Origin of the sequence: Niveispirillum sp. KHB5.9, from assembly GCF_048066115.1 — a bacterium.
GTDB lineage: Bacteria > Pseudomonadota > Alphaproteobacteria > Azospirillales > Azospirillaceae > Niveispirillum.
This window is the reverse complement of sequence record NZ_JBLTYX010000020.1, coordinates 1-12,258: the sequence shown is the minus strand read 5'-3', so window position 1 is coordinate 12,258 and position 12,258 is coordinate 1. Positions and strand designations below refer to the sequence as shown.

The 12,258-nt window shown below is 65.6% G+C and carries 7 protein-coding genes and 1 pseudogene; 7 read left to right on the top strand and 1 reads right to left on the bottom strand.

Annotated features, from left to right (window positions below; all coding sequences use genetic code 11):
- Positions 1 to 354: 354 nt before the first annotated feature.
- Positions 355 to 1,011, top strand: a complete 657-nt coding sequence (locus tag ACM9HJ_RS24635; RefSeq protein WP_416574436.1) for a hypothetical protein — start codon at positions 355 to 357, stop codon at positions 1,009 to 1,011.
- Here ACM9HJ_RS24635 and ACM9HJ_RS24630 read toward each other — a convergent pair.
- Positions 1,000 to 2,043: a LacI family DNA-binding transcriptional regulator gene (locus ACM9HJ_RS24630; RefSeq protein WP_416574435.1), complete on the bottom strand. Its 1,044-nt coding sequence runs from the start codon at positions 2,041 to 2,043 to the stop codon at positions 1,000 to 1,002. The genes ACM9HJ_RS24635 and ACM9HJ_RS24630 overlap by 12 nt on opposite strands.
- Before the next feature lie 417 nt (positions 2,044 to 2,460).
- Here ACM9HJ_RS24630 and ACM9HJ_RS24625 point away from each other — a divergent pair, with 417 nt between their 5' ends.
- The 6 genes and pseudogenes from ACM9HJ_RS24625 to ACM9HJ_RS24600 all read left to right on the top strand — a co-directional run.
- Positions 2,461 to 4,641, top strand: coding sequence for a TonB-dependent receptor (locus ACM9HJ_RS24625; protein WP_416574434.1), 2,181 nt, complete (start codon positions 2,461 to 2,463; stop codon positions 4,639 to 4,641).
- Between the two features lie 106 nt (positions 4,642 to 4,747).
- Positions 4,748 to 6,949 carry a beta-glucosidase family protein gene (locus ACM9HJ_RS24620; RefSeq protein WP_416574433.1) on the top strand — a complete coding sequence of 734 codons (2,202 nt, stop codon included), beginning with the start codon at positions 4,748 to 4,750 and terminating at the stop codon, positions 6,947 to 6,949.
- A 17-nt stretch (positions 6,950 to 6,966) separates the two neighbouring features.
- Positions 6,967 to 8,931: a glycoside hydrolase family 3 protein gene (locus tag ACM9HJ_RS24615; RefSeq protein WP_416574432.1), complete on the top strand. Its 1,965-nt coding sequence runs from the start codon at positions 6,967 to 6,969 to the stop codon at positions 8,929 to 8,931.
- A complete protein-coding gene (locus ACM9HJ_RS24610; protein ID WP_416574431.1) occupies positions 8,931 to 10,424 on the top strand; it encodes a carboxylesterase/lipase family protein in 1,494 nt (497 codons plus the stop codon). Before ACM9HJ_RS24615 ends, ACM9HJ_RS24610 begins: the two co-directional genes overlap by 1 nt.
- A gap of 237 nt (positions 10,425 to 10,661) precedes the next feature.
- Positions 10,662 to 12,071: a TonB-dependent receptor gene (locus tag ACM9HJ_RS24605; protein ID WP_416574430.1), complete on the top strand. Its 1,410-nt coding sequence runs from the start codon at positions 10,662 to 10,664 to the stop codon at positions 12,069 to 12,071.
- Positions 12,072 to 12,104: 33 nt separating this feature from the next.
- Positions 12,105 to 12,258: pseudogene (locus ACM9HJ_RS24600) on the top strand (transposase); the annotation flags it as partial.

The following is a 12,258-nucleotide window of genomic DNA, read 5'->3' as shown; positions in this document are numbered from 1 at the left end:
GGGTTCACGATTTGCCGACTGCTTTCAGGGCAGAGACCCGGCGGACACAGTCGGTACCTTTGTGCCGGGCTTTGCGTGGGCTGGTGGCGTTGCCGGGATACGACCGTCCCCTAATAAATGTCCCGAAAGCTACGAGATCACCGGAGCGCCGTTACGCGACGATGCAGGCAAGGTCCGGCACGCCATCCTTCGCGATGAGCGGCTTGCTTGGCTTGCCTCGCTTGCTGGCGGCGCCGGGGGCAATTTCAGACGCGGAAAGGCGGGCAGCATTAAATATATATGGAGCGGCTGGCGGGTACCTGTTCCCATGGCATTCATTGAAAAACAGCCCTCATCTCGAAAGGCGCGTATCCCGTGACCCAACATGTCCTTCTTGCCGGCGGTACCGGCCTCGTCGGCGATGGTGTGCGCACCCTTCTCGCGGCCCGTCCCGACATCGACCTGATCAGTCTGGTCCGCCACGGATCGTCCGGTTCCGGCCATCCGGTCGATTTCGAACAGCTCTGCGCGGCACCGGAGAATGTGCTGAGGCCCGCGGTGCCTGAGGGGATCGATGTCGCCATATCCTGTCTGGGCACGACCATCGCCAAGGCGGGCTCGCAGCCGGCCATGTTCCGTGTCGATCACGATTATGTGCTTGCCGTCGCCAGGGGTGCGCGGGCGCTGGGTGCGCGCCAGTTCATCCTGGTCACCGCCGCGGGTGCCGGCGGTCCCGGCTTTTATCTGCGCACCAAGGGGGCCATCGAGCGGGCGGTCGCCGATCTCGGCTTTGAACGGGTGGACCTGATCCGGCCGGGCTTCCTGCTGGGCGACCGGAACGAGCGGCGGGTGTGGGAGACGATCGGCCAGCGTATCTTCGCTATGCTCACGCCCATCCTGGTCGGCCCCCTCTCACCCTACGGGGCTGTGTCCTCCGTGGCGGTGGCGCGGGCCGTCGTCGCCCTCATCGGTGCCGAAAAGCCCGGCCGGCATGTGCATGGCAATGCCGACCTGCGCCGGTCAGTGGCTTGAGGGGGCGGCCGTGCTGTCCCTGACGACCAGTTCATGGGGGAAGAAGGGCAGGGGCGGCGGCAGGGTGCCCGTCGTGCTGGCCGCCACGATGTAGCCGGCGGCGGCCGCACCCATGGCGATGATCGGCTGGCGGACGGTGGTCAATGCCGGCCAGATGCTGGCCGCCATGGTGATATCGTCGATGCCGGCGACGGACAGGTCGGTGGGTACCCGCAGCCCCCGTTCATGGGCCAGCGCCATGACGCCGATGGCCATGCCGTCATTGGCGGCGAAGATGGCGGTGGGGCGCTGGTCCAGCGCCAGCAGTTCCGCCCCGGCCGCCCGGCCGGATTCCCTGGTATAGTCGCCGCTGCGGACCACGGTCGGGTCGAAGACGCCCGCCGCATTCATCACGTCGCGGAAGGCCTGGAAACGCAGCTCCGCCGAACCGAAATTGGGCCGGCCACCGATGAAACCGATATGGCGGTGGCCGAGATCCAGCAGATGACGCGTCATGTCGGCCGCCGCCCGGTAATCGTCGATGCGTACGATGGCCGGCAGGTTTTCCATCTCCACACCCGGGCTGACGCGGACATAGCAACCGGGACGCTGCGCCAGCACCGCCAGCAGGCGTGGATCGTCGGCCAAACCCGGCATGATGATGAACCCATCCACCGCCGGCATGGAGATCAGCCGTGCCGCCCGTTCGCTGAACCGGTCCGGCGTCATCTCCAGCGGTTCCACCAGCAGGTGGAAACCCGCCGCCCGCGCCGCGGTCACCGCCCCCACCTGCAGACCGGCGATATACTCGTTTTGCAACGACATGTTCGGCAGTTCGGGATAGGTGCCGAAGACGAAGGCGATCATGTAGTTGCGGGCCGCCGACAGGCTGCGTGCCGACAGGTTGGGTGAATAATCCAGCGTGGCGACGGCCGCCATCACCCGTTCGCGCGTCGCCGGGCTGGCCTTCGGTTCTCCGTTCAGGACGCGCGACACGGTCTTGATCGACACGCCGGCCACGCGGGCCACATCATGGATTGTGGGCTTGCTCACGAAACGGAAGGCTCCGGATTATTCAGTGCCGCATGCTTTTAACCCAGGCGGGCAAGATCATGCAAGGAAGGGGACAACGTTGGACATTTTGTCCTTGCGGGACATCGTTATCAATGATAACAGAATTTCCGACCGGCAGAGAGAGGCCGGTTATTTTCGGTGCGATGGGGACAACGTTGTCCCTAAATCCATCCGGATTGTAGAGAGCCCCATAAGGGGACGATACAGGGAGTAGACAATGAAACCATCCGAGCGCCCCGTCGGCACCAGCTGACCCCAGGGTCGGCGGCCGGCCCCTTGCTATCACCCATCCGCACGGATTTTCCGTGGCGGAAACGGCCGGCCGTCGCCTGACGGGCCTCGGGTGATCCTTGTTCGCTTCCCATAACGATCGAAAAACGACGAGGGAGTGAAGTCATGTCCAAATCTCGCTTGATGTTCGGTGCCGCCATCGTCGCCATGGCGCCCGCCCTGTCCGTGTTTGCCCAGACGGCGGACAGTTTGCAACTGGAGGAGATTGTCGTCACGGCGCAGCGCCGGGCGGAGAACCTGCAGGAGACGCCGCTGGCCGTGTCGGCCATTACGGGCGAGGGCCTTGAAAGCCAGGGTGTGAAGAGCGTCGTCGACCTGTCGGCAACGGTGCCCAGTCTGCAAATCACCAATACCGGCGGCGGCGCCTCGCAGATATTCATGCGCGGTATCGGCAGCACCAACACCACGGAAGTGGGCGATCCGGCCGTCGCCTATCATATCGACGGCATCTATATCGCCCGCGCCACGGCCACAGGTGCCCTGTTCTATGATATCGACCGGGTCGAGGTGCTGCGCGGGCCGCAGGGCACGCTCTATGGCCGCAACGCCACGGCGGGCGCCATCAATGTCATCACCAAGAAGCCGACGCAGCAGCTGGAAGGCTCCGCCTCGGTCGAGTTCGGCAATTACGACGCGCTGACCACGGGCGGCATGCTGAACGTGCCGCTGGCCGATACGTTGGCCGTACGCGCCGCCTTCCAGACGACGCGCCATGACGGCTACCAGAAGTCGATCACCCAGGGGCCGCAGGCCGGCAACGACAAGGACAGCCAGGACGACAAATCGGCGCGCATCCAGGCGCTGTGGACGCCCACGGAAAAGCTGAGCCTGAACCTGCGGGCCGACTGGCTGCACCGGGGCGGCAACAATGGCGGCGATGTGGCCTATCCCATGGAAACGGGCGATCCGCGGACCATCCTGTCACGCGTCAACACCTCGCGCGACAATACCTTCTGGAGTGCGGGGACGGAGCTGAACTACGACCTGGACTGGGCGCAGCTGACCTATCTGGTCGGCTTCAATTCCGCCAAGGACAACCGTATCGGTGAGAACCCGGCCACACACGCCCCCAACTATTTCCACGGCATCGACGAAACCTGGTCGCACGAACTGCGCCTGGGTGGGGAGACGGAGAGCCTGAAATGGGTGATCGGCGCCTATTACTTCAAGGAGGATAACGATGTCGATTTCCGCATCTTCCAGGCCGACAACCGTTATCTGAGCTTCATCCAGCCCGAAGTGTTCGCCAAGACCAAGGCCGTCTTCTCCCAGGCCACCTGGTCGGTGACCGATGAACTGCGCCTCACGGGTGGCGTGCGCTATACCGAGGATCGCAAGGGCCGCAATGGCGGCACCTATTTCACCAACAATGCCGGGGCCGTCACCAGCACGGTGACCCTGAACGTCTCCGACAATACGTGGGACCGGGTGAACTGGCGTGCCGGCGTCGATTACGACCTGACCGATGACAGCATGATCTATGCGAACCTGGCCACAGGCTATAAGGCCGGCGGCTATTTCGACGGGGTGGAACCCAACGACTACAAGCCGGAAATCATCACCTCCTATGAACTGGGTGTGAAGAACCGGCTGCTGGACAACCGCCTGCAATTGAACGCCTCGGCCTTCTATTACGATTACCAGGACTTCCAGGTCTCGGCCGTGGGCACCATCGCCGGACAGGATGCCACGGTGACGCTGAACGCCGACAAGGCGGAAATCTACGGCCTGGAGGTGGAGACCGACTTCCTGCTGACGGAGGAGGACCGGATCGACGCCAGCGTCTCCTGGCTGCATGCGCGCTACAAGAAGTTCCTGCTGCCCCGGGGCGATGCGTTCGCCAACAATGCCGCCAATGCCAGCATGGCGCGCTGCTTCACCGCCAATTACAGCGCGGCGGCCCCGCGCGCGGCCGACTTCTCCGGCTGCCACATGGCCCGCACGCCGGAATGGTCGATCAACCTGGGCTATCAGCACCGGTTCGACCTGCCCGACGGGGCCAGCCTGACGGCACGGGTGCAGTCGCATTTCGAATCCTCCAAGTACCTGGAATATCACGGCTTCCAGCAGAACAAGCAGGATGACTTCACCAAAACCGACCTGTCGCTGACCTATGCCCCGTCGGAAGGCTCCTGGACGCTGATGGCCTATGTCCGCAACCTGGAGAATGACGACGTGCGCACCGCGTCCGGCCCCAATGCCACCACGGGTCTGGCAACCAACGGCAATGGCGATTTCTACGCCCCGCCGCGTACCTACGGTGTCCGTTTCGGCATCGATTTCTGACCTTGTCGCGGCGCGGGGGGCCTGTGGGGCACCCCCTTCCATCCTCCCTCTCATGAGGGCTCCCCGCGCCGTCTTTTTCAATGAAATCAATTCACCGGAGGTATTGATGAATATCCACCGATCCATCAGGGCCGTCCTGGCCACGGGCCTCTGTCTGGCAGCGCTGACGGCCGGCGCCCGGGCGGCGGACGGTCAGGGCTGGCGTGATCCTGCGCTGTCGCCCGACGAGCGCGCCCGGCTGCTGGATGCCCAGCTGACGCCGGATGAGCGCATCGCCCTGCTGCACGGCCCCATGGCCCTGCCGTTCAAGCTGGACAAGCTGCCCGACGGGGCGGTGGGTGGTGCGGGCTACATTCCCGGTATTCCGCGCCTGGGCATTCCCGCCCTGAAGGAGACGGATGCCAGCCTGGGCGTGACCAACCCGATGGGCATCCGTCCCGGCGACACGGCCACGGCCCTGCCGTCCGGTCTGGCGCTGGCCGCCACCTTCAATGCGAAGCTGGCCCATGATGGCGGGGCCATGATCGGGCGGGAGGCGCTGGCCAAGGGTTTCAACGTGCTGCTGGCCGGCGGCGTCAATCTGGCCCGCGACCCGCGCAACGGCCGCAATTTCGAATATCTGGGCGAGGATCCGTGGCTGGCGGGTGTGCTGGCCGGTGAAAGCATCCGCGGCATCCAGAGCAATCCCATCATCTCCACCATCAAGCATTTCAGCCTGAACGGGCAGGAGACCAACCGCCACTGGGCCAATTCGGTGATCGGGGAAGCCGCACATCGCGAGAGCGACCTGCTGGCCTTCCAGATCGCCATCGAGAAGGGCCAGCCCGGCTCCGTCATGTGCGCCTACAATCTGGTGAACAGCGCCTATTCCTGCGGCAACGACCATCTGCTGAACGGCGTGCTGAAGGGGGATTGGGGTTACAAGGGCTGGGTCATGTCGGACTGGGGTGCGGTTCACGCCACCGACTATGCGCTGAAGGGCCTGGATCAGCAGTCGGGCGAACAACTGGATGATCAGGTCTGGTTCGGGGAGCCGTTGAAGCAGGCCGTGACTGCCGGGACCGTTCCCGCCGCGCGCCTGTCCGACATGTCGCGGCGTATCCTGCGCTCCATGTTCGCGGCCGGACTGTTCGAGGCGAAGGCACCGCCCGTCATCGATGCCGCCGCCCATGCCGCCATCGCCAAGAGCGTGGCCGATGAAGGCATCGTGCTGCTGTCGAATTCCAAGGGCCTGCTGCCGCTGGCGCCTTCGGTGAAGAAGGTGGCGGTGATCGGCGGGCATGCCGACAGCGGTGTACTGTCGGGCGCCGGCTCGTCGCAGGTGACGAGCGTCGGTGGCAATCCCACGGTGATCCCCGTGGGGGGCGAGGGCTTCATGGCCGCCTGGCTGCGCCAGGCCTTCCACAATTCCCCGCCGCTGGCGGCGTTGCGCGCGGCCTTGCCGGGGGCGGTGGTCAGTTTCAATGACGGCCGGTATCCGGCCGCCGCCGCGGCACTGGCGAAGGATGCCGACATCGTCATCCTGTTCGCCAATCAATGGATGTCGGAGGGGCTGGACGCCTATGACATGAACCTGCCCGGCGGCCAGGACGCGCTGATCGAGGCGGTGGCCGCCGCCAATCCCAACAATATCGTGGTCTTGCAGACCGGTGGGCCGGTGTTGATGCCCTGGCTGGACAAGGTGGGGGGCGTCGTTGCCGCCTGGTATGGCGGCCAAAAGGGCGGAGAGGCCATCGCCGATATCCTGACCGGCAAGACCAACCCGTCCGGCCGGCTGCCCGTGACCTTCCCGGCCAGCGCCGACCAGTATCCGCGCCCCACCCTGCCCGGCTGGGGTCTGCCGGAAAAACAGCAGTTCGACGTGGTTTACGAAGAGGGGGCCGATGTGGGCTACCGCCGTTTCGCGGCATCGGGCATGAAGCCGCTGTTTCCCTTCGGCCATGGGCTGTCCTACACCACCTTCGCCTATGACAAGCTGCGGGTGAAGGGCGGCGACACCCTGACCGTCAGCTTCGAGGTGACCAATACCGGCAAGCTTCAGGGCAAGGACGCGCCGCAGATCTATCTGGCGGGTGCCGCCGGCAAGAAGCTGCGTCGTCTGATCGGGTTCGAGAAGATCGATCTGAAACCCGGCGAGCGGCGTACCGTCACCGTCAAGGCCGACCCGCGCCTGCTGGCCAGCTTCGATGAAGCCGAACGCCAATGGCGCATCGAGGGCGGCGATTACGACGTGGCCGTCGGCCCGTCCGCCGCGACCACGGTGCTGTCGGGCAAGGCGCGCGTCGGCCAGCGCACGCTGAAGCCTTGAGGCGGGGAGGGGAGATCATGCGATATTTGTCCCGCCCGGCCCTTCTGGCCCTGCTGCTGTCGCCGGGTGCGGCCCTGGCCGCCCCGCCGCAGCCATCCCTGCCATCCGGCCAGCCCGTGCTGGCCGTCGACGGTTTGTCCTTTCGCGACCTGAACCGCGACGGGCGGCTTGATCCCTATGAGGATTGGCGCGTGTCGCCGCAGGTTCGGGCTGCCGATCTGGTGGGCCGTATGACCCTGGCGGAGAAGGCGGGGGAGGCGGTGCATGGCACTGCCCCCGTGCAGGGCGGGCCGATGTCGCCGGGTCCCGCCTATGACGAGGCTGCCGCCCGCGCCATGATCCTGGACCGGCACGTCACGTCCATGATCACCCGCATGGCCATCGGCCCGGTGGATTTCGCGGCCCAGAACAATGGCTTGCAGGAGATCGCGGCCGGCGGCCGGCTGGGCATTCCGCTGATGATCTCCACCGATCCGCGCAGCCATTTCCAGGTGACGGCCGGGTCCAGCGTCACGGTCAGCGGCTTCTCGCAATGGCCGGAAACGCTGGGCCTGGGCGCCATCGACGATCCCGCCCTGACCCGCCGTTTCGCGGCCCTGGTGCGTGATGAATATCGCGCCGTCGGCATCTCCATGGCCCTGTCGCCGCAGGCCGACCTGGGTACGGAGCCACGCTGGTCCCGCATCAATGGCACCTTCGGTGAGGATCCCGACCGGGTGTCGGCTCAGGTGAAGGCCTATGTGCAGGGCATGCAAGGTGCCGATGACGGGCTGGCGCCGGGCGGCGTGGCCACGGTGGTCAAGCATTGGGTGGGCTATGGAGCCCAGGTCGATGGCTATGACGGGCATAACTATTATGGCCGCTTCACCGACTTCACCAAGGGTGGCTTCGACCGGCATGTCGCCGCGTTCAAGGGGGCTTTCGAGGCCGGGGCCACCGGCATCATGCCCACCTACACCATCCAGCAGGGACTGGGCCTGAACGGCAGGCCGGTGGAGCCGGTGGGCGGCGGCTATTCCCGCGAATTGCTGACCGACCTGCTGCGTGGCACGCACAGGTTCCGGGGGCTGGTCCTTTCCGACTGGGCCATCACCTATGACTGCAATGAAAGCTGCCGCACCGGCACCCCGCCGCAAGCACCCAAGGATATCGCCATGCCCTGGGGCGTGGAGGATCTGACCAAACCGCAGCGTTTCGCCAAGGGCATGCTGGCCGGCATCGACCAGTTCGGCGGCGTCGATGATGGCGCTCCCCTGCGCGAGGCGGTGGAACAGAAGCTGTTGCCCATGGCACGGCTGGACGAAGCGGTGGGTCACATCCTGGCCCTGAAATTCGAGCTGGGCCTGTTCGAGAACCCGTTCGTCGATGCCACCCGCGCTGCCGCCATCGTCGGTTCAGCCGACAAGGTCGCGGCAGGGCGCGCGGCACAGGCACGGTCGCTGGTGGTGCTGGAGAACCGGCTGGGCCCCGTGGCCCTGCCCGACAAAGGCAGGCGCCTTTTCCTGCACGGCGTCGATCCGGCGGCGGCACAGGCGGCCGGCTTTTTGGTGGTCGACAGTCCGGACAAGGCGGATGTCAGCCTGATCCGCCTGTCCACCCCGCATCAGAAACTGCATCCCGGCCATTTCTTCGGTTCGCGCCAGCATGAGGGCGATCTGGATTTCAAGCCGGACAGTGCGGGCCTGGCCATGGTGAAGCAGGCGGCGGCGGCCAAGGCGCCCGTCATTCTGGTGGTGGACATGGACCGGCCGGCCATCGTGACCGCAGTGCGCCCGCACGCGGCCCTGCTGCTGGCCGCCTTCGGCATCGGCGATGCGGCCCTGTTCGATGCGCTGCGGGGAAAGGTGGCGCCGAAGGGGCGGCTGCCATTCGAACTGCCGTCGGACATGTCCGCAGTGCGGGCACAATCGCCGGCCCTGCCACATGACAGCGCCGATCCGCTCTATCCCATCGGCTTCGGCCGCTCAACCGGAGGGTTATGATGCGTCACCTGTTGCTTGCCGTGCTGCTGGCCCTGGCGCCCGCCGCTGTTGCCGCGCCCGTTTCCGTCGATGGGGGGCGCATTGAGGGGGTGGAGGAGGGCGGTGTCGTCGCCTTCAAGGGCATCCCCTATGCCGCGGCCCCGGTCGGCGACCTGCGCTGGCGCCCGCCGGCGCCCGTCATCCCCTGGCCGGGCGTGCGCAAGGCCGGCGATTACGGCCATGACTGTCTGCAGAACCCGTTCCCCGGCGACGCCGCCCCCCTGGGCGGTCCGATGGTGGAGGATTGCCTGTACCTCAATGTCTGGGCGCCCAAGCCGCAGGCCGGGGTGAAGCGGCCGGTCATGGTCTGGATCCATGGCGGCGGCTTCGTCAATGGCGGCTCCTCCCCCACCGTCTATGACGGTTCGGCCTTCGCGCGCAGCGGCGTCATCCTGGTCAGCCTGAATTACCGGCTTGGCCGCTTCGGCTTCTTCGCCCATCCGGCGCTGACGGCGGAGGCGGCGCCGGCGCCCACGGGCAATTTCGGGTTCATGGATCAGGTGGCGGCCCTGCAATGGGTCCGCCGCAACATCGCGGGCTTCGGCGGCGACCCGGCCAATGTCACCCTGTTTGGGGAAAGTGCCGGCGGACGTTCGGTGCATGTGCTGCTGTCGGTGCCGGCCGCCGCCGGCCTGTTCGACAAGGCCATCATCATGTCCGGCGGCGGCCGTGCCACGGGCCTGGGCCTGCGTCCCCTGGGCGATGGCGAACAGCGCGGGGTGAATTTCGCGCGCCGCGCCGGGGTGGAGGACCAGGGGGCGAAGGGGCTGGCGGCCCTGCGCGCCCTGCCGGCCGAGCGCGTCGTCGATGGACTGGACATGCGGTCGATCATGGGGGCCGGCGTGGATCATTATGCCGGCCCGATGCTGGACGGCAAATTCCTGGTGGAGGAGCCGGCGAAGAGTGTGGAGGCGGGCCGTGCGCAACGGGTGCCGCTGATGGTGGGCGCCACGGGCCTGGACGGCTTTCCCATCGGTGATGCGGAGACGCTGCTGAAGGGTTTCGGCGCTGGGGAGTCGGCGGCCCGTCAGGCCTATGCCAGTCCCACGCCCCTGCTGAGTGTCTGGAAGATCGTGGGCGACCGCATCTTCATCGAGCCGGCCCGCCATCTGGCGCGGCAATGGTCGGGGGCGGGCCTGCCCACCTTCGCCTATCGCTTCTCCCATGTGGCGGAAAGCCAGCGGGAGAAGATGCCGGGCGCCACCCATGCCAGCGAAATCCCCTACGCCTTCCGCACCATCGACGCCCGCTATCCCGGTGCGACCAGCCCGGCCGACCAGGCCGTGGCCAAGGCCTTCCACGATCATTTCGTGGCCTTCGCGCGCATGGGCAATCCGGGCTATCCACCCTATGCGGCGGCAACCGACGCGCTGATGGACTATGTGGCGGGCCGTGCGCAGTTCCGCCCCGATCCATTGCGCGACCGGCTGGACCTGATGGAAGCCATTCAATGATCGGGACCGCGTGAGGAGATGATGCCAGCGGTCGAATGTTTTCTGGCCGCTGGCATCAATCCCTGCTGGTGCCATACAGTTAATATTGACTCTCATAATCATTTGCGAATAACAGGCTGGGTCACCCTTTGGGAAGGGGCTGAGATGTCTAGATCGCTGTTGGTTTCCGCAAGCGCTACGGCCTTGCTGGCTCTGTCTTCGATTGCAGCCGCGCAGGCCGTTGATGCGGATGCGACGATGGAGACCGAGATCATTGTGACGGGTGAGAAGGTGGCGCGGTCGCTGCAAGACACCGCCGCGTCGGTTGCCGTTACCACCGCCAAGCGGCTGGAGGAGGAGGAGAATATCCAGTCCCTCCAGGACATCATCAACCGTACCGCCAACATGTCGGAAACCTATGGCTCCTCGGGCTTCACCATCCGCGGCATCGCCAATCGCGGCGTGTCGGGCGGCGGTGATGCGCCGCTGGCCACCATCTATCTGGATGGTGCCGCCCTGCCGGACGGTATTGTCGGCTTCGGCCCCACCGATACCTGGGACCTGGCCCAGGTGGAAATCTTCCGCGGTCCGCAATCGACCCTGCAGGGCCTGAACGCGCTCGCCGGTGCCATCGTGCTGCGGTCGCAGGACCCGACCTTCGACTGGGATGCCCAGGCCAAGGTGCAGCTGGCGGAATTCGACACGCGCACCTTCGCCTTTGCCGGCGGCGGGCCGCTGGTGCCGGGTGAACTGGCCTTCCGCGTGTCGGCGGAAAAGCGCGACAGCGACAACTTCACCCACAATGTCACGCGTGACGAGCCGGAAGGGCCGCTGGACAGCACCAACCTGCGCGGCAAGCTGCTGTGGACACCGGAAGCACTGCCGGGCTTCGAGGCACGCCTGGGCTATTCGCATTTCAAGAAGGAAGCCGGCTACAGTTTCACCTATTCCAGCACGACGGCGCCCGACTTTTACGACGACCGGGTCAATTACGGCGACTTTCCCAACTCCAGCAAAAACAATGTCGACATCGTCAATCTGGCGCTGGATTACGCCATCGCCGAGGGCACGACGCTGAGTGCCGTCAGCAATTACAGCGATGTCGATCTGTTGCGCACCTATGATGGCGACAATACGCCGGCCCCGACCAGCTATGGCATCGCCCCCTACCAGTACGAAACCTTCTCGCAGGAAGTGCGGCTGCACCACGATGCGGATTGGATCAAGGGTTTGGTCGGCGCCTATTATTACCACCGCGACCAGGATACCGGTTCGGAAAGCCGTACGCTGGTGCCCACGCCGGCGAACCAGATTGCCCTGCTGTTGCAGGGGGCGGGGGTTCCGGCCGCCCAGGCCAGCCAGTTTGCAGGCATGTATGTCGCAGTATTGCCGAACGTACCGGTCCAATACGCGGCCGACATGGCGATGAAGGTGGAGACGATGGCCCTGTTCGCCGACGGGCGGATCGAGCTGGCCGATCAATTGTCGCTGCTGGCGGGCCTGCGTTATGACCATGAACGCAACACGGTGGCAGTCACCCAGACGTCATCCTTCGCCGGCATCTATCCCAACCCCGCCGCCTTTGGTCCCTATGCGCCGCTGATCGCCGCCGTCAATCAGGGGGTGCAGGGCATCGTGACCTGCTCCCTGGAAATGTGTCCGGTATAAAGTAGAGTCCTTCCGACCGAGGAGGGCTATTTGATGAAGAAGAGCCGTTTCAGCGAAGAGCAGATTATCGGAGCAGGAGGCTGGTCAGAAGACGGCAGATATCTGCCGGCGGCACGGGATATCGGAGGCGACATTTTACGCCTGGAAATCGAAATATGGCGGACTGGACGTCTCGGAGGCCAAGCGG

Excerpts from the sequence above, each read along its gene's own strand:
- ACM9HJ_RS24625 (WP_416574434.1), top strand. The coding sequence starts at position 2,461 with ATGTCCAAATCTCGCTTGATGTTCGGTGCCGCCATCGTCGCCATGGCG.
- ACM9HJ_RS24605 (WP_416574430.1), top strand. The coding sequence starts at position 10,662 with ATGGAGACCGAGATCATTGTGACGGGTGAGAAGGTGGCGCGGTCGCTG.
- ACM9HJ_RS24610 (WP_416574431.1), top strand. The coding sequence starts at position 8,931 with ATGCGTCACCTGTTGCTTGCCGTGCTGCTGGCCCTGGCGCCCGCCGCT.
- ACM9HJ_RS24620 (WP_416574433.1), top strand. The coding sequence starts at position 4,748 with ATGAATATCCACCGATCCATCAGGGCCGTCCTGGCCACGGGCCTCTGT.
- ACM9HJ_RS24615 (WP_416574432.1), top strand. The coding sequence starts at position 6,967 with ATGCGATATTTGTCCCGCCCGGCCCTTCTGGCCCTGCTGCTGTCGCCG.